The organism is Qipengyuania thermophila, from assembly GCF_004153605.1.
GTDB lineage: Bacteria > Pseudomonadota > Alphaproteobacteria > Sphingomonadales > Sphingomonadaceae > Qipengyuania_B > Qipengyuania_B thermophila.
In genome coordinates this window covers 1-19,944 of the sequence record NZ_SDSI01000007.1, presented here as the reverse complement: position 1 = coordinate 19,944, position 19,944 = coordinate 1, and the positions used below count along the sequence as shown (strand labels likewise).

Annotated in this window: 25 protein-coding genes and 1 tRNA gene; 11 read left to right on the top strand and 15 right to left on the bottom strand. The window is 69.0% G+C overall.

The window, feature by feature from the left end:
• The first annotated feature begins 1 nt into the window (after nt 1).
• Nucleotides 2–1,591, top strand: coding sequence for a Ppx/GppA phosphatase family protein (locus ETO60_RS10630; RefSeq protein ID WP_130005530.1), 1,590 nt, complete (start codon nt 2–4; stop codon nt 1,589–1,591).
• Between the two features lie 5 nt (nt 1,592–1,596).
• Nucleotides 1,597–1,673 (top strand) — tRNA-Arg (locus ETO60_RS10625).
• 26 nt (nt 1,674–1,699) lie between these two features.
• On the opposite strand, the gene ETO60_RS10620 is transcribed toward ETO60_RS10625, so the two are convergent.
• Nucleotides 1,700–3,235 (bottom strand): mechanosensitive ion channel family protein, encoded by a 1,536-nt coding sequence (locus ETO60_RS10620; protein WP_165362167.1) that lies wholly within the window; start codon nt 3,233–3,235, stop codon nt 1,700–1,702.
• A 334-nt stretch (nt 3,236–3,569) separates the two neighbouring features.
• On the opposite strand from ETO60_RS10620, the gene ETO60_RS10615 reads away from it, so the two are divergent.
• Nucleotides 3,570–6,830 (top strand): autotransporter domain-containing protein, encoded by a 3,261-nt coding sequence (locus ETO60_RS10615; RefSeq protein ID WP_130005526.1) that lies wholly within the window; start codon nt 3,570–3,572, stop codon nt 6,828–6,830.
• A 60-nt stretch (nt 6,831–6,890) separates the two neighbouring features.
• Here ETO60_RS10615 and ETO60_RS10610 read toward each other — a convergent pair whose 3' ends face one another.
• Genes ETO60_RS10610 through ETO60_RS10585 form a run of 6 tightly spaced genes read right to left on the bottom strand, consistent with a single transcriptional unit; the run spans nt 6,891 to nt 9,920 of the window.
• Nucleotides 6,891–7,694 carry an NUDIX hydrolase gene (locus tag ETO60_RS10610; RefSeq protein WP_234026453.1) on the bottom strand — a complete coding sequence of 268 codons (804 nt, stop codon included), beginning with the start codon at nt 7,692–7,694 and terminating at the stop codon, nt 6,891–6,893.
• The gene (gene grxD / locus ETO60_RS10605; RefSeq protein WP_130005522.1) at nt 7,678–8,007 is read right to left on the bottom strand and encodes a Grx4 family monothiol glutaredoxin; all 330 of its coding nucleotides are present in this window, start codon (nt 8,005–8,007) and stop codon (nt 7,678–7,680) included. The genes ETO60_RS10610 and grxD overlap by 17 nt, the downstream gene beginning before the upstream one ends.
• A gap of 55 nt (nt 8,008–8,062) precedes the next feature.
• Nucleotides 8,063–8,296 carry a BolA family protein gene (locus ETO60_RS10600; protein ID WP_130005520.1) on the bottom strand — a complete coding sequence of 78 codons (234 nt, stop codon included), beginning with the start codon at nt 8,294–8,296 and terminating at the stop codon, nt 8,063–8,065.
• Nucleotides 8,297–8,318: 22 nt separating this feature from the next.
• Complete coding sequence (locus tag ETO60_RS10595) at nt 8,319–8,642, bottom strand: DUF1476 domain-containing protein (RefSeq protein WP_130005518.1); 324 nt, start codon at nt 8,640–8,642, stop codon at nt 8,319–8,321.
• Between the two features lie 45 nt (nt 8,643–8,687).
• Nucleotides 8,688–9,719 (bottom strand): NADPH:quinone oxidoreductase family protein, encoded by a 1,032-nt coding sequence (locus tag ETO60_RS10590; protein WP_130005516.1) that lies wholly within the window; start codon nt 9,717–9,719, stop codon nt 8,688–8,690.
• 24 nt (nt 9,720–9,743) lie between these two features.
• On the bottom strand, nt 9,744–9,920 hold the full coding sequence (locus ETO60_RS10585; RefSeq protein ID WP_130005514.1) for an isopropylmalate isomerase: 177 nt from the start codon (nt 9,918–9,920) through the stop codon (nt 9,744–9,746).
• A gap of 145 nt (nt 9,921–10,065) precedes the next feature.
• Here ETO60_RS10585 and ETO60_RS10580 point away from each other — a divergent pair, with 145 nt between their 5' ends.
• From ETO60_RS10580 to ETO60_RS10570, 3 genes are read left to right on the top strand one after another with little or no spacing between them, the layout of a single operon-like run.
• Nucleotides 10,066–10,479, top strand: a complete 414-nt coding sequence (locus ETO60_RS10580; RefSeq protein ID WP_130005512.1) for an acyl-CoA thioesterase — start codon at nt 10,066–10,068, stop codon at nt 10,477–10,479.
• A gap of 56 nt (nt 10,480–10,535) precedes the next feature.
• On the top strand, nt 10,536–11,312 hold the full coding sequence (locus ETO60_RS10575; RefSeq protein WP_130005510.1) for a fatty acid desaturase: 777 nt from the start codon (nt 10,536–10,538) through the stop codon (nt 11,310–11,312).
• Nucleotides 11,309–11,809, top strand: coding sequence for a sterol desaturase family protein (locus ETO60_RS10570; protein ID WP_130005508.1), 501 nt, complete (start codon nt 11,309–11,311; stop codon nt 11,807–11,809). Before ETO60_RS10575 ends, ETO60_RS10570 begins: the two co-directional genes overlap by 4 nt.
• Nucleotides 11,810–11,878: 69 nt before the next feature.
• On the opposite strand, the gene ETO60_RS10565 is transcribed toward ETO60_RS10570, so the two are convergent.
• From ETO60_RS10565 to pspA, 8 genes are all read right to left on the bottom strand, one after another.
• On the bottom strand, nt 11,879–12,457 hold the full coding sequence (locus ETO60_RS10565) for a hypothetical protein (protein ID WP_130005506.1): 579 nt from the start codon (nt 12,455–12,457) through the stop codon (nt 11,879–11,881).
• A gap of 16 nt (nt 12,458–12,473) precedes the next feature.
• On the bottom strand, nt 12,474–12,881 hold the full coding sequence (locus tag ETO60_RS10560) for a SufE family protein (protein ID WP_130005504.1): 408 nt from the start codon (nt 12,879–12,881) through the stop codon (nt 12,474–12,476).
• 67 nt (nt 12,882–12,948) lie between these two features.
• Entirely contained in the window at nt 12,949–13,194 is a 246-nt protein-coding gene (locus ETO60_RS10555) for a hypothetical protein (RefSeq protein WP_130005502.1), read from the bottom strand.
• A 12-nt stretch (nt 13,195–13,206) separates the two neighbouring features.
• Nucleotides 13,207–13,467, bottom strand: a complete 261-nt coding sequence (locus ETO60_RS10550) for a hypothetical protein (RefSeq protein WP_130005500.1) — start codon at nt 13,465–13,467, stop codon at nt 13,207–13,209.
• The gene (locus ETO60_RS10545; RefSeq protein ID WP_130005498.1) at nt 13,464–13,805 is read right to left on the bottom strand and encodes a hypothetical protein; all 342 of its coding nucleotides are present in this window, start codon (nt 13,803–13,805) and stop codon (nt 13,464–13,466) included. Before ETO60_RS10545 ends, ETO60_RS10550 begins: the two co-directional genes overlap by 4 nt.
• Nucleotides 13,806–13,890: 85 nt before the next feature.
• A complete protein-coding gene (gene pspC, locus ETO60_RS10540) occupies nt 13,891–14,268 on the bottom strand; it encodes an envelope stress response membrane protein PspC (RefSeq protein ID WP_130005496.1) in 378 nt (125 codons plus the stop codon).
• The gene (gene pspB, locus ETO60_RS10535; protein WP_130005494.1) at nt 14,265–14,561 is read right to left on the bottom strand and encodes an envelope stress response membrane protein PspB; all 297 of its coding nucleotides are present in this window, start codon (nt 14,559–14,561) and stop codon (nt 14,265–14,267) included. The genes pspC and pspB overlap by 4 nt, the downstream gene beginning before the upstream one ends.
• Before the next feature lie 3 nt (nt 14,562–14,564).
• Nucleotides 14,565–15,458, bottom strand: a complete 894-nt coding sequence (pspA, locus tag ETO60_RS10530) for a phage shock protein PspA (RefSeq protein ID WP_130005492.1) — start codon at nt 15,456–15,458, stop codon at nt 14,565–14,567.
• 154 nt (nt 15,459–15,612) lie between these two features.
• Between pspA and pspF the strand changes: the two genes are divergently transcribed.
• From pspF to ETO60_RS10505, 5 genes are all read left to right on the top strand, one after another.
• On the top strand, nt 15,613–16,635 hold the full coding sequence (gene pspF, locus ETO60_RS10525) for a phage shock protein operon transcriptional activator (protein ID WP_130005490.1): 1,023 nt from the start codon (nt 15,613–15,615) through the stop codon (nt 16,633–16,635).
• A gap of 127 nt (nt 16,636–16,762) precedes the next feature.
• A complete protein-coding gene (rimP, locus tag ETO60_RS10520; RefSeq protein WP_130005488.1) occupies nt 16,763–17,329 on the top strand; it encodes a ribosome maturation protein RimP in 567 nt (188 codons plus the stop codon).
• A complete protein-coding gene (gene nusA / locus ETO60_RS10515; protein WP_130005486.1) occupies nt 17,329–18,969 on the top strand; it encodes a transcription termination factor NusA in 1,641 nt (546 codons plus the stop codon). Before rimP ends, nusA begins: the two co-directional genes overlap by 1 nt.
• Nucleotides 18,950–19,720, top strand: coding sequence for a DUF448 domain-containing protein (locus ETO60_RS10510; protein WP_130005484.1), 771 nt, complete (start codon nt 18,950–18,952; stop codon nt 19,718–19,720). The genes nusA and ETO60_RS10510 overlap by 20 nt, the downstream gene beginning before the upstream one ends.
• The coding region (locus tag ETO60_RS10505) for a translation initiation factor IF-2 associated domain-containing protein (RefSeq protein WP_130005482.1) at nt 19,717–19,944 on the top strand (228 nt) is incomplete at its 3' end. The genes ETO60_RS10510 and ETO60_RS10505, both read left to right, overlap by 4 nt.

The following is a 19,944-nucleotide window of genomic DNA, read 5'->3' as shown; positions in this document are numbered from 1 at the left end:
GATGATCGGCAGCTGGCAGGGGCGGCAGGGCGCCCGTCGCGGCGGCGGCGGCGCGGATGATGGCCGGCGTGCGATCATCGACATCGGCTCCAACACGGTCCGGCTGGTCATCTATGGCGGATCCCCCCGCGCCCCGATCATCCTGTTCAACGAAAAGGTCGCGGCGCAGCTGGGGCTGGGGGTGACGCGCAACGGGTCTCTGGCTGACGAGAACATCGCCATGGCGATGCGGGCGCTGGCGCGGTTCCGGCTGATCCTTGACGACTGGGGCGTGCGCGACGTCGAGGCGGTGGCCACGGCCGCGGTGCGCGAAGCGGCGAACCGGGATCGCTTCCTCGCCGAAGCCGGACAGATCGGGATCGCGGCGCGCGTGCTGTCGGGGCGCGAGGAGGCCGATCTCAGCGCGTGGGGCGTCGCCGGCGCCTTTCCGGGCGCCGACGGCATCGTCGCCGATCTGGGCGGTGGCAGTCTCGAACTCGTGCGGCTTGCCGCCGACGGTCCGCACGCGGGTCTGAGCCTCCCGCTCGGAACCCTCCGGCTTGCGGCCCTGAAGAAGCGCGATGCCGCCAACTACCGGGCAGCGCTGGCGACGCAGCTCAAGAAGGCCGAGGTGGCGAAGGCGGCGGACCTTTACCTGGTCGGCGGCACATGGCGGGCCATGGCCGTGCACGCCCATGCGGCCGCCGGCCGTCCGCGCGCGGACCCCCACGGGCTGACGATGACCGGGGCGGAGGCACGCCACTTCGCCGCGGCGCTGGCCAAGGCCCCCGTGCAGCGCCTGTCGCAGGAGCCGCGCATCACCGCCATGCGCGCCGCGAGTCTTCCCGATGCGGCGGTGCTGCTGCAGGTGCTGCTGAAGCGGCTGGAGCCGCAGCGCCTGATCTTCTCGTCATGGGGACTGCGCGAGGGCGTGCTTTACGCCGCGCTTCCGCCGGCCATTCAGGCGCAGGATCCGCTGCTCGCCGGAACCATCGCCTTCGGCAAGCAGCACGGTGTGACGCCGGTCTTCGCCGCGCGGGTGGCCGGCTGGACGGCGCGGGCGACGCGCGCGGCCACGTCCGACCAGGCGCGCTTGCGCCAGGCCGCCGTCACCTTGGCGCTCGCGGCCATGCAGGTCGAGCCGAACCTGCGGGTGCAGCACGCGGTCAACTGGGCGCTGTACAAGCGCTGGGTGGCGATCACCGAGGCGGAGCGGGCGATGATCGCCGCAACGATCTGCGGCAACGGCGCCACCGGCGACCTGCCGCCGGCCGTGCTGGACCGGGCGCCGCGTGACGATCTTGAACGGGGCTATGCCTGGGGCCTTGCCATCCGGCTGTGGCGCAGGCTGGGCGGCGGATCGACGCAGTCGCTCGAGGCGACGCGGCTCGTCTGCGAGGAAGGGCGGCTCGTGCTGCAGGTCTGCGCCCATCACGCGGCGCTGATCGGCCCGGCGACCGAGAAGGATCTGCGGCTGCTGGCCGGCCGTCTGGGCGTGACCGGCGGCATCGAGGTGGTGCCGGACGACACCTTCGCGGCGCCTGGCACGGCTTCTCCCCCGCAGCCGGAGCGAAGCGGTTTGACCGCCGCATCATCGCCGCTATTGCGGTGACACGTGCGCCCTTAGCTCAGCTGGATAGAGCGCGGGACTTCTAATCCTGAGGCCGGAGGTTCGAATCCTCCAGGGCGCGCCATCCGGCAAGGGCCTCGTTGCGGACAGTCAGGCGCGGGGTGCGCCGGCGGCCGGATCGCGGCGGTAGAAGGCGGCGCGGGTGGCGGACGCGAGGGGGATGCCGGCCTCCGCCAGCTTGCGGTAGATGGACAGCAGCAGTTCCTGCCGCACGGCGAGGCTTTCCCCGAAATCGGTCGTCTCGATGTAGGCAAGGGCTTCGATCTCGTAGGCGTCGGGTCCATGCCCCTTGACCACCGCGCGGCAGGGGTCGCGGCCCACCTGCGGATGGTCGTGGAGCACGGCGGCGATGGTTGCGGCCGCCTCCGCGAGCTGAGCGGGCTCCGCTTCGTAATCGACGCCGAAGATCATCTGGAACAGGAAGCGGTCGCGCTGCGAGAAGTTCTCGATGTGGCGGGAGGAAAAGTCGCCGTTGGGGATGCTGATGACCGTCCGTTCGGTGGTGCGGATGCGGGTGGAGCGGATGCCGATGTCCTCCACCGTCCCCGACACGTCGCCGACGCGGCAGAAGTCCCCCACCTGCACCGGCCGGTCGGCGAGGACCGAAAGGGTGCCGACGAGGTTTTCGACCGACTTCTGCGCGCCGAGCGCCAGCACGAGGCCGCCGAGGCCCAGCGCGGCCAGTCCCGTGGTGACATTGAAGCCCAGCGTGTCGAGCACCCCGATCGCGGCGAACAGCAGCAGCAGGATCTTGATGACGCGGCGGGCGAACACGATCACGGAGGCGGCCTGGCGCCGCTCCGCCCGCTGCATGCGGTTGCTGAGCCAGTTGGTGATGCCGTTGACCAGCCGCAGGGCGAACCACAGCAGGGCGAGCAGATTGAGGATGCCGAGATAGCGCAGCATCGTCTGGCGCGCGATGATCGACACTTCGGCATCGCCGCCATGGATGCGGAAGGTGACGAGGGCCAGAACCAGCGCCAGTGGCGGCAGGGCGGCGTTCAGGAGGTGGTAGGCGGGCGACTCGGCGTTGCCGAGCCTGCGCCCGGCGAACAGCAGCAGCCGCGAGAGCAGCCAGAACCCGGCGAACAGCAGCACGAGGACGCCCGCCAGCCGCAGCCAGTCCGCGACCGGCGCGCCGGCGATGGTCGGTCCCCGCTCCGTCGCATCCGCAGCTGCGGGGGGCACGGCGATGTCGATCGATTCGAGTGCATCGAGCGTCGCCGGCGCGATCTGCCAGAAGGCGCTTCCATCCTCCGCCGTGGTGCGTTGCAGCAGGATCGGCAGCGCCTCCGCGCCGCCGAAGGTTCCGACCTGCTCCTGATCGGCGGGCAGACCGTCACCCGTCGCGCCGGCAGGATCGTTCGACAGTTCCGCATAGGGGCGCAGCGTGCCTCCGGCGTCCAGCGCAGCCTGGAGCGCGCGGGCCAGGTCTGCGGCTTCGTCCTGGCGCTCTGCCGGCAGGGCGAAGATCTGCCCCGCCGTCACGTAGTCGCGGTCGGCCAGCGCTCTGAGCAGCCGGGTCACGGTCGAGCGAGGCGTGTCGCGCCCGTATGGATCCGCCGCGGGCGTCGGGCTGGCGGCGCTTTCCCCGAGGCCGAGCACCTGTGCCTCGGCTCGCTTCACGACCCCGCAGGGCGCGAGGCCGGAGCCCGCGACGGCGAGGAGCAGGGCCCACAGCCAAAATGAAAAACCTCTTGCGCTCCCGATCCTGCCCATGGCCACTCTCTGGCAAACAAACCGGCAGCGGCACAAGCGGGCGCTGCGCCGCGGGGTGCCGCACGTGGGCCGCCAGACCGAAGGTTGGGCAACTCAGCGCAACAATCCCCAACGAAATGCCGGATGATCGGCAAGATTATGAACGGAAGGCTGGACCCTTGCTCATCTTTCGTTAACCTAGCCCGTATCGGAGGCATGCGGCCTTGAGCCGTGTGCCGGTCACGACTTTTCGGGAGGTTCCATGCGCACGCCCACCACTGTTCGCAGCCTGTTTCTCGCTGCCACGTCCTGTTTCGCGCTCGCCCTGCCTTCGGGGGCCATGGCCCAAGGGGCGGCTCCGGCGGCGGGGCACGCCATCGATTCGGCGGCGCGCGGCAGCGTCACGGACGTCCCCGACCTTGGCGAGGACCGCTCGGCCATCATTACCCGGGACGACATCAGCCCGGTCCTGCCCGCGCCCGGCGGAAGTCTCGACTCGGGCGTCAACGGCGTCGGACAGATGGTGGTGCGCGCCAATCCCGCGAACTTCTCGCTGGGGCTGTGCACGGGCACGCTGATCAACCCGCGCACGGTCATCTTCGCGGCCCACTGCGTCAACACCCGGCCGGCCGAGGCATACGGCCAGCCGACCGGCGGGGTGCCGATCTCGTTCGGTTTCGGCGCCGACAACCTGCCGGCGGTGCGCCGCTGGCTCGGCCTCGACGGCGGAACCCTGTACGCGACGGACACGGCGCGCGCGATCTTCAATGTCGAGCACGTGTGGTACGATCCGCGCTCGCTTAACGGCGGGTTCCTTCAGGCCGACGTGGCGATGGCCACGCTCGACACGCCGGCGTTCGACATCCCCACCTGGGCCATGCTGTTCACGCCGCTGACGGGTCAGGAGCACGTGACGGTCACCGGCTACGGCGGCAACGGCACCAACGCGCTGGGCAATCGCGGCATCGACTACCGCCGGCGCACCGCCGAAAACTACGTCTCCTTCCTCGGCTCGCTCGCGGATCGCAACGAATTCCTGTTCGGCGCCCGGTCAGGGTTCGAGCAGAACCTGTACATGAGCTCGTTCAGCGATCCTGCCGGCGTGGGGGCCTACAACCCGGCCGCGGGGCGGTTCGACTTCGGCCTGTTCGGCCCCAACGATGTGGCCCTGCCGCGCGAGGGCACGACCGCCGGCGGCGATTCGGGGGGTCCGCTGATCGTCGATCAGAAGTATGACCGCGCCGTCATCATCGGCGTGCTGTCGGGCGGCTCGCGCTTCTTCGGCGCACAGCAGTTCCACAACTACGGCACCCACAGCTTCTATCAGCCGCTGCACTCCTTCTGGCAGCAGATCGTCGCCAACAACCCCTATGTGTACGCGACGACCAGGGGCGGGGCCGGGCAGTGGACCGACCCCGGCCACTGGATCCAGGCCATGGATCCGAACTACCTCGTCGATCTCGACGGGCGCCTGATCAACCGCCTGCCCAACGCGCCGGGCGACGAGGTGAGCGGCACGGGCGCCAAGTTCGGCGACATCTGCTTCCTCACCGAATGCGAGGATTTCACCCGGCCTGTCGCGTCGAATGCGACCGGCCCCGAGTTCTTCGTCGCTGGTGGTCCGGGCACGCAGAACTTCGTGCCGAACAACGTGCGTGCCAATCCGCAGCTCGGCATTCGGCCACGCTACTTCGACGTGACGCTGTCCGCCGGCCGCACGACGCTTTCCGGGGCGAACATCACCATCGACCGCCTGACGCTGAACGGGCCGGCCATCCTCGACATTGCCGCGAGCGGGTCGCTGCGCTCGCTCGGTGACTGGACGCAGATCGCCGGCTGGACCAATGTCGACGGCACGCTGAGCGCGCGCGAGGCGTTCGTGCTCTCCGGCCTGGTCAGCGGAACGGGCACGATCCGGGCGCCGTTCTTCACCTCGGTCAGCGGGGTCATCGCACCCGGCGGCGCCGACCGCATCGGCACGCTGACGATCGACGGGAACGCGATCCTCGCGTCCGGTGCGGCCCTGTTCATCGACGCCGGCCGCGCGGGCGCCGACCGGCTGAACGTCACCGGCGTGCTGTCGCTCTCCGATGCCGCCAATCCCGCGGCCACCGGCGCCTCCGTCGTGTTCAACAAGGCACCGGGAGCCGCGCCGCGCCATGGCGATTCGTTCGTCATCGCCAGCGCGGCGGGCGGGGTGGAGGGCCAGTTCGGCCGGGTGTTCTCGTTCCAGGGAGTGCTGCGGCCGGAACTGCGCTACACCGCGAACACGGTGGTTGCGGAGCTGCGGGCCGGAGCGCTGGTCGAGATCATCGGGCGCAACAACCCCACCGCCCGCGCCTTCGGGGCCGCGCTCGACACGCTGCGCGAGGGTTCCTACGGGGCGCTGTTCAACCTGTACGGCGCCGTCGACCTGATGGACCCCGTCTCGCTGACGGCGGCGCTCGACAGCCTTGCGCCGCGCACGATCCAGCAGGGCCGCACCCTCATGCAGCAGCAGGGCAATGCGCTGTTCAACGCCGTAGGGGATCGTCTGTCGGTAATGGGCACCGCCGGTACCGGCACGCTCAGCATCGTCGGCTCGCCGCTCGGCATCATGGGTGCCGAGGCATCAGGTATGGGCCATTCGCCCCAGATGAGCTTTGCGGGGCTGACGCCTGGCGGAACACGCTCCGCGGCGCTGCCCGAGGGAGTTTCGGGCTTCGTCAGCGGCGGCATGACATCGGGCCAGGGCGCGGCAGGTGTCACCAACCGGGTCGAGGATGGCATGCGGTCGACCTTCTTCGGCATGGGCCTCGAGCATGAAGTCGCGCCGAATTTCACCCTCGGCATGGCCGCCGGCCATGCGCAGGGCGTGACGATCGGCGGCACCGACGAGGCGCGCTCCTCCCTTGGCCAGATGGCGCTCTACGGCAGCTATCAGCTTGGGGACGGCGCCTATGTCGGGCTCGCCGCCAATCTCGACCAGGCGCGCATCCGCACCACGCGCGCCGGTTTCGGCACCGGCGGCAGCTTCGGCCTGTTCGGGGAGCAGGATCTCTCGCGCATCACCGCCGTGGCCGAAACCGGCGTGAATGTGGCGATGGGCGGCGGACTGATCGTCACGCCGCGCGCGCAGCTCAGTCACCAGCGCACCCGGATGTCCGGCTTCACCGAGACGGGCGGCGAGGCCGCTCTCGCGGTCGAGGCCGTGACTCTCGCGCAGACCGATGCGCGGCTGGGCGTGAAGCTGTCGGGGTCACGACGACTGGCCGGCGGCTGGACCTTCGTGCCCCAGCTTCAGGCCGATTACGTGCGCGTGCTTGGCGGCGGAGACGCCGGACTGAATGTCCGCTTCGCGGCGGCCGACCATCTGGCAATCGCCTTGCCGGTCGCCGGCGGTGACACGGACTGGGCCGAAGTGCGGGGCGGTCTCGGCATCGACAACGGCACCGTCCGCTTCGGCGTGGGAGTGGAAAGCAGCATCGGGCGCAGTGACCTGCGCAACGACCGGGCGGTGGCGGACGTGACCTTCCGTTTCTGAGAGATCTGCGCGGCGCGGCCGGAGAGACCGGGCCGCGCCGCCAGTGCGCTGGTCGTCCGGTCAGTCACGCATCGCGGTGTCGAGCCGTTCGCGGGTGACCGGATAGCCCAGCCCGTCCGGGATCGTCAGCCAGCGCGATCCGTCCTCCTCGACGATCGCAGGGCAGATCGTCCGCACACCCACGGCCTCGGCCTGCGCCCGCGCGGCGGCGAAGTCGCGGAACCGGGCCAGCCGTTCCAGATTGCGGCGCGTCGGGAAGATGAGCCGCAGCCTGCCGTCATCCGCCCGCCGCAGCGCCGCGTCCGCGCTCGTCCAGAACAGCCGCGTGTTCTCCGTCTCGTCCACCGCAAGGCTGACCTCGCCGGTGCCGAGATCGGTCAGGTAGAAACGGGTGTCGAAGATGCGCGAATGGCTCATCCCGCGCGGCAGCCAGCGCGCGAACGGCGTCAGCGCCTCGGCGTCGAGATCCCACCCGTTCGCCTCCAGGATGCGTGCAAAGGGTGTGCCCGCCTCGAGCGCCCGGCGCGCTGCCGCGGCGGCCTGCGGCGCCACCCGCTGTCGTGTGGCCACCAGCAGGCCCGTTTCCTCAAAGGTTTCGCGAATGGCCGCGATCCGATGCGCCGCCTCGTCCGTATCGCATCGCGGCACCCGCAGGGAGGCGGCAAGGCAGCGATCCTCGTCATCCACCCGCCCGCCGGGGAACACTGCCGCTCCGCCCGCGAATGACAAGGCCCGCGCGCGCTCGACCATCAGGATCTCCGGCGCGCCTGCGGTCCTGCTGCGGCGGAACACGACCAGCGTCGCCGCCGGGATCTCGGCAGCCGGACTGCTTGCCCGGCACACGGGATCAGGAGGTGGTCGCAACCTGCCGATCTGCGAACATCTGCTGGAGTTCGCCTGCTTCGAACATCTCGGCCATGATGTCGCTGCCGCCGACGAACTCGCCCTTGACGTAAAGCTGGGGGATGGTCGGCCAGTCGGCGTAATCCTTGATCCCCTGCCGCACCTCCATGTCCTGCAGGACGTCGAAGCTTTCGTACTGCACGTGGCAATGCTCGAGTATGGCGACCGCACGGCTGGAAAAGCCGCACTGCGGGAAGAGCGGGGTGCCTTTCATGAACAGAACGACGTCGCCGGAGTTGACGATCTCCGCGATGCGGGTGGTGATGTCGGACATGAGCGCCGGTTCCGAATTCGTGTGAGTGAGTGTGCGTGTGTCTGCGTCTGGGCCGCTAGCTGGGAATGCGCGTGGACAGTTGCAAGGCGTGCAGAAGGCCGCCCATGCGTCCGCCCAGCGCATCGTAGACCAGCTGGTGCTGACGCACGCGCGTCAGGCCGTCGAATTGCGGCGCCACGACCTCTGCGGCGTAATGGTCTCCGTCTCCGGCGAGGTCGCGGATGGTGACCTGTGCACCGGGAAGCGCGGTCTCGATCAGGTGCCGGATCTCGTCGGCGGACATGGGCATGGCAGAGTGCCGGTCCGGGGTCTCAGAGTTCGCTGGCGAGCTGCCGACGGGCTTCATCCTCGCAGCTGGCGAGGGCGTCGCGGATCGCGGCTTCGTCCACGTCGCAGCCGGCCGCGGTCAGATCGCCCAGAACCTTGCGGATCACGTCGCCGTCGCCCGCCTCCTCGAAGTCGGCCTGCACCACCGCCTTGGCGTAGCTGTCCGTTTCTTCGGGAGTGAGGCCGAGCTTGCCTGCCGCCCAGTGGCCAAGCAGGCGGTTGCGTCGCGCCGTGAGCTTGAACGCCTGCTCCCCGTCGAGTGCGTATTTGGCCTCCTCGGCACGCTGGCGATCGCTGAAGTCGGTCATCGGGTCCTCATCTGAGTGTCTGGCGCCATGGTAGGGCGAACGTCCTCACGCGGCAACGGTCCCGCTGCCTGACGATGCGCCGTCCATGACCACGACCAGCTTGCCCATCGCCTCCCGCCGCTCGAGCATGGCGATGGCCTCGCCGGCTTCCGCAAGCGTGAAGGTGCGCGAGATGGCCGGACGGATGCGTCCCGCCTCCCACAGTTGAAACAGCTCGGCGATGTTGGCGGCGTTGCGCGCGGGCTCCCGCGCCGTGAAGGCGCCCCAGAAGACGCCGCGTATGTCGCAGCTCTTGAGCAGGGTGAGGTTGAGCGGCATGCGGGCGATCCCGGCCGGGAAGCCGATGACGAGGAACCGGCCTTCCCAGGCGATCGCCCGCAGCGCCGGCTCCGAATAGTCGCCGCCGACGACGTCGAACACGATGTCGGCGCCGCCTGCTCCGACCGCGTCCTTGAACTGCTGGGCCAGCGCCTTGGACTGCTCCCGGTCGAACGGAGCGCGGGGATAGATGACGACGTCGTCCGCCCCGGCGCGGCGTGCCATCTCGGCCTTTTCTTCCGACGACACCGCCGCGATGACACGGCAGCCGTACGCCTTGCCCAGCTCCACCGCCGACAGCCCGACGCCCCCGGCCGCGCCGAGCACGAGCATCGTTTCGCCGGACCTGATCCCGCCCCGGTCCCTGAGTGCGTGGATGGTCGTTCCGTACGTCATCAGCAGTGCGGAGGCTTCGATCAGGTCGATCGCGTCGGGGACGCGGAACAGCCGCGCCGCCTCGACAACCACCTGCTCGCGCAGCCCGCCGCTGCCGAGACCGGCGATGACGCGGTCCCCGACCTCCCAGCCTTCGACATCAGGTCCCAGCGCGCGGATCACGCCCGAAATCTCGCTGCCCGGGGAGAAGGGGCGCGGCGGCTTGAACTGGTACAGATCGCGGATGATCAGCGCGTCGGGAAAATTGATGGCACAGGCCGCGACGTCGACCACCACCTGCCCCGGTCCGGGAACAGGCGGATCGAGCGCGACGACCCGAAGGGTTTCCGGCCCTCCGACGGTTTCGGACAATACAGCCTTCATGCGCGGGGCACCTTCCTTGAACGGTCAGTCGGTCTGCGGCGGCTCGCCCGATGGAGGGCGGGCAGGGGCCGTCCCCTTGTGTTCGGCGCCCTCGCGCCGGCGGGAGGAGTAGAGATAGGCGGCCGCGATGGCGGCGGAGCCGATCGCGCCCACGGCCAAGGCCGCCGTCCTGGCCACATTGCGTGCGGGTTTGCTCGTCATGGAGGCGGTCATGCGCGATTTGCGGAGGGCGGGCAAGCACCGGAGCGCCGATCGGTGCCCCGTTTCCCGCCGGGCGGGGAGGGAACGCAGACCGCGGGACGAACGAGTCATGGCATCGTAACCCGATGCAGCCTAAAGGTGCGTCATGAGCGCCAAGCCCTTTGCCTTTCCCATCCGCATCATCCCGGACGACATCGACTTCATGGGGCACGTGAACAACGCGCGCTACCTGTCGTGGGTGCAGGACGCGGTGCTCGCCCACTGGCGCAAGCTCGCTCCCGCTGAGGCGGTCGCGTCGCGGGCATGGGTGGCGCTCAAGCACGAGATCACATACCGCAAGCCGGCCTTTCTCGATGACGAGGTTGTGGCGCGCACGGTGCTGGAGAAGATCGCCGGAGTGCGGGCGTTCTACACCACGATCATCACCCGCGGCGAGGACGTGCTTGCCGAAGTGAGGTCCGCCTGGTGCTGCATCGATGCCGTCACGCTGCGTCCGGCGCGCATCGGCGAGGACATCGCGCGCTACTTCTTCGGCGAGGCCCCTTCCGCCTCCTCGTGACGAGCGGGCGCAACGGCTTGGCCGCGCCCTTCCGCGTCACTATATCGGGTGAAGTCATGAGCGGCGTCGCTGTTTCTCACCGGATCCCTCCTCGTGCGGCGCGCGCGCAGGCCTTGATCGGCCTGTCGCTGGCAACCCTGATCCTCGGCGCCTGGCTGTCGCTTCACGTCTATGCGCTGTTCGTCTTCACGCTCGACTGGCAGACGCTTCCGGCGGCGCTGATCATGGCCGTGGTGCAATGCTGGCTGTCGGTCGGCCTGTTCATCGTCAGTCACGATGCGATGCACGGCTCGCTCGCGCCCGGCCGCCCCCGGCTGAACAGCGCCATCGGCGCGACGCTGCTGTTCCTGTATGCCGGCTTCGTCTGGTCGCGCATGCGGGACGCTCACCATGCGCACCACCGGCATGCCGGGCGTAGCGGCGATCCCGATTTCGACGAGGATCACCCGACCCGCTTCTGGCGCTGGTATGCGACCTTCATCCGGCGGTACTTCGGCATCCGCTCGGTGCTGTTCGTGAGCACGGTGGTCACGCTCTACTGGCTGGTGCTCGGCGTTCCCATGGCGCAGATAGTGCTGCTGTACGGGCTGCCGGCCATCGCCTCCTCGCTGCAGCTCTTCTATTTCGGCACCTGGCGCCCGCACAACCACTGCGGCGGCGCCTTCGCCGACCACCACAATGCGAGGAGCGACGGCTTGGGCGTGCTGGCGAGCCTCGCAAGCTGCTTCCACTTCGGCTATCATCACGAACACCATCTTGCCCCCGGCGTGCCATGGTGGCGCCTGCCGTCCCATCGTCACGCCGTGGTCCAGCGGGAGCCGGCGAGGGCATGAGCACTCTGGAGATCATCGCAGTCGTCCTCGCCGCCGTCATCGGGATGGAGGCGTTCGCCTGGGCGGCGCACAAATACATCATGCACGGCTGGGGCTGGGCGTGGCACCGGGATCATCACGAGCCGCATGACAACGTGCTGGAGAAGAACGACCTCTACGCCGTCGTGTTCGGCACGATCGTGTTCTTCATGTTCCTGATCGGGTACTACGTGTCCGAGGCGCTGTGGTGGACCGCGTTCGGGATCACCCTCTACGGCCTCATCTACACCGTCATCCACGACGGACTGGTGCATCAGCGCTATTTCAAATGGGTTCCCAAGCGCGGCTACGCCAAACGGCTGGTGCAGGCCCACAAGCTGCACCATGCGACGATCGGCAAGGAAGGCGGGGTGTCGTTCGGCTTCGTCCTCGCCCGCGATCCAGCCAAGCTCAAGGCCGAACTCAAGCGGCAGCGGGAGGCCGGCCTGGCGCGGGTGAGGGACAGCGCAGGCGCCTGAGCGGCGTTTCGGCCCTCCGGTTGCCGAGCCGGCCATCTTCAACAGTCCCGGCCGCGCCGGGGCCCGTGTTCAGCGCCGCGCCGCCCGGCGATATGGCCCGGGAGATCGCCGGCGGCGGTAGAGCGCGGCGGCGAGCGCGACCAGAGCAATCCCGAACACTTCCTGGAACGAGCCGAGCGGGAAGCTCTTGAACCCGCTTCCGAGCAGGTCGTCGAGGTGGTGAAAGGACGCGGCGCGCAGCAGGACGAATAGACCGATGAACACCAGCCCCGCGAGCGCCAGGCGGATGCTGCCCGGCGTTCGCCGTGTCAGCCGCAGCATCAGCATGCCAGCCGCCACGGCGATGAGGCTGAGGATCAGCACAAAGTAGTACTGCACCTGCCGGTGATTGCCGTACCAGCCATAGGCACGCGCGTTGGCCCGCCCGATGTCGGTCAGCAGGGTTTGCAGGTCGAGCAACTCGTTGACACCGAGGAAGCAGAGCAGGCCGGTGACAAGAAGCCAGAACAGCCGCTCGCGCGGACGGCGGCGCAGGAAGGCCTGACGCGCCGCGCCCGCCGACAGCGCGGCTGTTCCGAGATAGGCCGCGACCGTCACCCAGTCCGCCAGGTCCGCGCCGGCCAGCGACGCCTTCCACCCGGCGATCATGCCGGCGCCGGGCCGATCACGCTGCAGCCAGCCGCGCGGCGTGCGCCTTGATGAGCGCGATCATGTTCGGCACGCCCTGCGTGCGGTTGGAGGACAGGTGACGCGTGAGCGCGAAGGGTTCGAGCGCCGCGGCGATGTCCATGGAAGCGACCTCGTGGTGCGGCCGGTCCTGAACCGCCGCGATCACCAGCGCGACGATCCCCTTCGTGATCGCGGCGTTGCTGTCCGCAAGGAAATGCAGCCGCCCGTCCCGCTCGGTCGGGTAGACCCACACCTGCGCCGAGCAGCCGCGCACCAGCGTGGCGTCGGTCTTGAGCGCGTCGGGCATGGGTTCCAGCTCGCGGCCCAGCTCGATCAGAAGACGGTACCGCTCGTCGCCTTCGAGAAACGCATACTCGTCGCGGATGTCGTCAAGGGATCGCATGACAGGGCCTTAACACCGGCCGCACCGGCCCGGAAGGGTTCGCGCCGCTCGCCCCGCGCCACGCTTTTCAGTGGTCCAGTCCGTCGGCAATCGCCTCCAGCTTCCGGATGCGTTCGCGCAGATCGGCCAGCTCGATCCGCGCCGCACCTTCCGGCGAGCCGCGTTCCGGCGACGGCTGGCCGGGCCGGCGTTCGAGTTCGCGCTCCTTCAGCGCCACCCAGGCCAGCCACGCCCGCAGCAGGCCGGCGGTGACGACGAGCAGGCCGACAAGCGCAGTGACGGCAAAGACGGTGACAGGGTCGACAAACGGCATGGTGGCGCTCCCTCAACGGTGCGGCTGATCACGCAAGGCGTCGATTTCGGCGGCGATGCGGCGGGTGTCCTCGTGGCCGAGCGTGTTGCTGTCCGTGGCGATGCGCTCCAGCACCTTGACCCGTTCGCGCAGCTCGGCCAGCTCGCGCTGGATCTCGGGGGCGACCGTCCCTTGCAGTTTGAGCCGCTCCTCCTCCAGCTCGGTCTTCCGGTGCCACGCGCTGTAGAGCAGGCTGGCGAGCACGATCAGGGCAATCATGGTCCACATGGTCATCGCACCGACTCCCGCTGCTCCAGCCGCAGGGCTTCGATCTCGTGACCGATGGCGTAGCCGCTGTCAGTGACGATGCGCTCCACAGTGGCGAGCCGGTCCTTCATCGAGCCAAGTTCGGCGCGCAGCTGGGCATTCTCCTGGGTCAGCAGCGTGACGCGCTCGGCCATCTGCTTGTCGCTGCCGGGTTTCAGCGACTGTCCCCACATGCCTTCGAGCGGGTAGCCGTTCTTGATTTTCAGCCGGGTCGTCTGAAACGAGACGGCGATCCCCAGCGCGCCAAGAACGAAGCAGGCCAGGATGATCCAGCCGAGGTAGGGGAGAAAATCGCTGGCACTCATCACGCATGCTCCTTCTTGCTCTGCTGCAGCGTCGCCGCCGCATCCTCGTTCTCGCTCTGCCGGCTCGCCGGCGCTCCCCTTGCCCTCACCGCAGCCGTTCGATTTCGGCGTTCAGGCGGGGGTTGCTGGACACGTAGTAGGCTTCGACCTCGGCAAGGCGGCGATCGATGTCCTTGAAGCGGGCCCGGATCTCGCGCGCCGTCCGCTTGGGGCTCTGGCGGACGCCCTGCCAGTACTTCTGCTCTTCCGGATCGGTGTAGAGCTGGGCCGGCTTGTTGTTCAGCAGCAGGCCGGCCACGAAGTAGAGCGGGATGATCATGCCGCTCAGCGCGAACAGCAGGAACACGGCGCCGAGGCGGACCCAGAGCGCATCCACTCCGGTGTAGTCGGCAATGCCGGCGCACACCCCCATGAGCTTGGCGTTCTGCTTGTCCTTGTACAGTGTCGTGCGGGGCGTGTTCATTGGCGAAGTCCCTTCTTCTCCGCGAACAGGCGGTCCAGTTCGCGCAGCTTCTGATTGTCCGTTTCCTGATCGGCGATCAGCTTGGCCGGCTGGAAATCCGCGTTGTCGGACGCGACAAGCCGTTCCACCGTGTCCATCCGCTCGTCCAGACGCTTGGCAAGCTGGTACAGCTCGTCGAGCAGCACCTCGTCGTCGGTGGTGATGGTGGCGGCGGTCTTCCACCGGGTGATGTAGTGGAGCACGATCCACGGCAGCGCGATGAACAGCGCGATGATGGCCACAAACCCTTCCATGGCTCAGCCCTCCTTGTCCTTGCTGCCGCCCTTGCCGAGCGCCCGCTTCAGGGCTTCGAGTTCCTCGTCGACCTTGTCGCTGCCTTCCAGCGCGGCGATCTCCTCGGCCAGCGACGGCTTGCCGTCACCGGCGATGGCGAGCGCGTCGGCGCGTCCTTCGGCATAGTCGACCCGGCGTTCCAGCTGGTCGAAGCGGGACAGCGCCTCGTCCACCCGTTCCGTGCTCATCAGGGTGCGCAACTTGACGCGGTTTTCGGCGGACTCGAGCCGGGCCGCGATGGCCGTCTGCCGGCTGCGCGCTTCACGCAGGCGGTTCTGGAGCTTCTGGATGTCCTGTTCGTAGGCGCGCAGCGCGTCGTCGAGAACGGCGATTTCCTCCTTGAGCTGCCGTGCCATGTCGGCCGCCTTGTTCTTCTCGACCAGCGCGGCGCGGGCCAGATCCTCCCGGTCCTTGGACAGGGCAAGCTGCGCCTTCTCGGCCCAGTCCGCCTGAAGCCGGTCGAGCTTCACGGTGTGGCGGTGCATCTCCTTCTGGTCGGCAATGGTGCGCGCGGCGGAGGCCCGGACCTCGACGAGGGTTTCCTCCATTTCCATGATGATCATGCGGATCATCTTCGCCGGGTCATCTGCCTTGTCGAGCATGTCGGTGAAATTGGCAGCGATGATGTCGCGGGTGCGGCTGAAGATGCCCATCCAGTTTGCTCCGTTGAAGAAATCTTCCGGTCCGCGCGGCGGTGCGCTGCGGCGCGAGGCCCGCTGCTCGGACCGCGTGTCCGTGGTGCGATGCCGGGCGCGCTCCACTTCCCGCTCGATGCGGGGCGTGGCAACGCTGCCCGACCCGGCGCGGGGACGCCGGTTCGAGGACGGCTCAGGGGTCAGGAAGTCGTCGTCGGTCATCGCATCACGGTCCTCATGGCTTCACGACTCCGTCGAAGCAAGCATCGTGCCAGACGCCGCTACGCGCGGGAAAACCGCGCAAATCGCTCACGACGCATTCCGCATGGTTGGGGCTGCTTGCGAAATGTTGGCTTGCGGTGCTACCAATTCGGCCATGCAGCGGGAGGCGCAGTTCATCGGGCAGTCGAGCGCGTTTCTCGACGCGGTGGAGCGGACCAGCCGGGCCGCGCCCATGCACCGTCCGGTGCTCGTTATCGGCGAGCGCGGCACGGGCAAGGAGCTGATCGCCGAACGCCTGCACCGCCTGTCGACCCGCTGGGGCGAACCGCTGGTGACGGTGAACTGCGCGGCGCTGCCGGAAGCGCTGATCGAGGCGGAGCTGTTCGGCCACGAAGCGGGCGCCTTCACCGGCGCGGTGAAGGCACGGGCGGGGCGGTTCGAGGAGGCCGACAAGGGCACCCTGTTCCTCGACGAACTCGGCACCCTGTCGATGGGCGCGCAGGAACGGCTGCTGCGCGCGGTCGAATACGGCGAGGTGACGCGCATCGGCTCCTCCCGTCCCCTGCGGGTCGATGTCCGCATCGTCGGCGCCACCAACGAGGATCTACCCGCCCGCGCCGAAAGGGGAACCTTTCGCGCCGACCTGCTCGACCGGCTGTCTTTCGAGGTCATCACCCTGCCGCCCCTGCGCGCGCGCGAGGGCGACGTCCTCGTGCTGGCGGAGCATTTCGGCCGCCGGATGGCGGCGGAACTGCGGTGGGAGGCCTGGCCGGGCTTTGCCGCGCATGTGCGGCGCGAGCTCGAGGCCCATGCTTGGCCCGGCAATGTGCGCGAACTGCGCAACGTGGTGGAACGGGCGGTCTACCGCTGGGGAGACTGGGCCAGGCCGATCGGCCATGTCCAGTTCGATCCCTTTGCCAGCCCGTGGAAGCCGGCGGCGCCGCCGTGCGACAAAGGCGCCGATCCCGCGCCAGCCGTGCCGCAGGCGAACGCGCGGCCGACGCCCCAGGCGGTGCAGGACCTGCGTGCGGCGGTCGACGCCTTCGAGCGGGAAATCGTCGCCCACCATCTCGGCGCGAACCGCTGGAACCAGCGCCAGACGGCCAAGGCCCTTGGACTGACCTACGACCAGCTGCGGCACTGCATCCGCAAGCACGGGCTGGTGGAAAGCGGATAGGGGTTGCGCAGGCCCCCTTCATCGACTAACTGGAAGCCATCCCGACATTGTGGGCAACGGTGAAGGGCTGGCGCCGCAAGGGGCCGGCGCAAAAGCGCTTGCCACTGTCGCCCGGAGCCCGTGCACCATGGTCGATGTTCCCCGCCTTGTCTCCCTGATCGAGCCGGAAGCGCGCGCGCTCGGCCTCGAGCTGGTGCGGGTGCGCATGATGACGAGCGAGGCCGGCGACGGCGGACAGGCGCTGCAGGTCATGGCCGAGGATCCGGCAACCGGACAGCTGGTCATCGACCAGTGCGCGGCGCTGTCGCGGCGAGTGTCGGACATGCTCGACAGGCTCGAGGAGGAAGGGGATGTCCTCATCCCGGACGCCTACCACCTCGAAGTGTCCAGTCCGGGCATTGATCGCCCGCTCACCCGCCCCAAGGATTACCGCGACTGGGCGGGGCACGAGGCGAAGATCGTGCTTGATCCCTCGGTTGAGGGTCAGCGCAACTTCCGCGGCGTGCTGCGCGGGCTGGACGGTGAAGGGGTGCTGCTCACCGACCGCAGCGCGGGCGATGTCACCCTGCCGCTGGCGCAGGTCCGCTCGGCCAAGCTGGTGCTGACGGATGAACTCATTGCCGCGACCCGCCCGATCGACCCGGCAGGTGCGGACGAAATCGTAGAGATTGAGGAAGAGAAGGCTGACGACTGATGGCCACTGCAATTTCCGCCAACAAGGCCGAGCTGCTCGCAATCGCGAACTCCGTGGCTTCGGAAAAGATGATCGACAAGGCGATCGTCATCGAAGCCATGGAAGAGGCCATCCAGAAGTCGGCGCGCAACCGCTACGGCGCGGAGAACGACATCCGCGCCAAGCTCGATCCGCAGACCGGCGAACTGCGGCTGTGGCGGGTGGTCGAGGTCGTGGAAGAGGTCGAGGACTACTTCAAGCAGGTTGACCTCCAACAGGCCCAGAAGCTGCAGCCCGGCGCCGTGGTCGGAGACTTCATCGTCGATCCGCTGCCGCCGGTCGACCTGGGCCGCATCGATGCGCAGTCGGCCAAGCAGGTGATCTTCCAGAAGGTCCGCGACGCCGAGCGCGAGCGCCAGTACGAGGAATTCAAGGATCGCGCCGGGGAGATCATCACCGGCGTCATCAAGTCAGTCGAGTTCGGCCATGTCATCGTCAACCTCGGCCGGGCGGAGGGAGTGATCCGCCGCGACCAGCAGATCCCGCGCGAAGCGGCCCGCGTGGGCGAGCGCATCCGCGCCCTCATCGCCAAGGTCGAGCGCAACAACCGCGGGCAGCAGATCTTCCTGTCGCGTGCCCATCCCGACTTCATGCGCAAGCTCTTCGCGCAGGAAGTGCCGGAGATCTACGACGGCATCATCGAGATCAAGGCCGCTGCGCGCGATCCGGGCAGCCGCGCTAAGATCGGCGTCATCAGCCGTGACAGCTCGATCGACCCGGTCGGCGCCTGTGTCGGCATGAAGGGCAGCCGGGTGCAGGCCGTCGTGCAGGAGCTGCAGGGCGAGAAGATCGACATCATCCCGTGGTCCGACGACATCGCCACCTTCGTGGTCAACGCCCTGCAGCCGGCCAAGGTCGCGCGCGTCGTGCTGGACGAGGAGGAGGGGCGCATCGAGGTGGTGGTGCCCGACGACCAGCTCAGCCTTGCCATCGGCCGCCGCGGGCAGAACGTGCGCCTCGCCAGCCAGCTGACCGGGCGGCAGATCGACATCATGACCGAGGAGGAGGCGAGCGAGCGGCGCACCCGCGAATTCGCCGAGCGGTCGAAGATGTTCGAGGAGGAACTGGACGTCGACGAAACCCTGTCGCAGCTGCTGGTCGCCGAAGGGTTCCAGGATCTCGAAGAGGTCGCCTATGTCGAGCTGGCCGAACTGGCCTCCATCGAAGGCTTCGACGAGGAGCTTGCCGAAGAGCTGCAGAGCCGCGCGGTCGAGGCGCTTGAGCGGCAGGAGGAGGCGCACCGGGCGCAGCGCCGCGAACTCGGCGTCGAGGATGCGCTGGCCGAACTGCCCCACCTGACCGAGGCCATGCTGGTCACGCTCGGCAAGGCCGGCATCCGCACGCTCGACGATCTGGCCGACCTCGCCACGGACGAGCTGATCGCCAAGCGGCCGGAGGCGCCGCGGCGCCGCGCCAGTGCCGAGGGTCCGCCGCAGCGGCGGCAGCAGCGCGAAGCCGACAAGGGCGGCGTCCTGGGCAGCTACGGGTTGACCGAGGAACAGGGCAACGAGATCATCATGGCCGCCCGGGCGCACTGGTTCGAAGACGAAGACGCGGGTGCGTCCAGCCAGGAGGCCGCCGATGCGGACTCCCCGCAATGAAGGGCTGAGCGCGTCCACAGCGCGGACGCAGCGCCGGGACGGCCGTGACGGGCCAGAGCGCCGCTGCATCCTGACCCGGACGACGGGCAGCCGGGCCGGGTTGCTGCGGCTTGCCCTGTCGCCGGACGGGCTTGTGCTGCCCGATGTCCTGGCGCGGGCGCCGGGTCGCGGTGCGTGGGTGGGAGTCTCCCGCGCGGCGCTCGAGCAGGCGCTGGCGGACGGCACGCTGCGCCGCACGCTGGCGCGCGCGTTCCATGGCGTGCGGCTGGACATTCCGGACGATCTGCCCGCAAGGGCGCAGGCGGCGTTCGAGCGGGCGCTGGTCGAGCGCCTCGGGCTGGAGCTGCGCGCCGGCCATCTGCTGCTCGGGACGCAGCGGATCGACCGGGCGGCGCGCGAAGGGCGCGTGTTCGCGCTTTACCACGCGGCGGATGCGGCACCCGACGGCGCCGCGAAGCTCGACCAGGCATGGCGGGTCGGGAGCGATGCCGAAGGTTCGGGGCAAACAGGCGCGCGCTTGCCACTGGACCGTGCCGCTCTGTCTGTGGCATTGGGCCGCGAGAACGCGGTTCACCTCGCGCTTGTCGACGCCGGTGCGGCGGACCGCGTTGCCGGTCTGCTTGCCAGGATGACGGAATTCTGCGGCGCTGGTGGCGCTGCAAGGGACACGGTGACACCCGCACACGGGACCGGCGCAGCGGCTGCGGCCGGTGGCCAGCCGGATGGTTTGAAGGATCGAGCAGGTTTATGAGCGACGAAAACACCACCGCGCCCTCGCGCAAGCCGCTGGGCCTGAAGCGCTCGGTCGACGCGGGTGAGGTGAAGCAGACCTTTTCGCACGGCCGCACCAACAAGGTCGCCGTGGAGGTGAAGCGTCGGCGCAAGCTGCTCCGCCCTGGCGAGGCCGCGGAACCGCAGGGCGCTGCTGTGCCTCCGCCGCCACCGCCGCCGGCGACTGCGGCCGCGCCCGTGCCG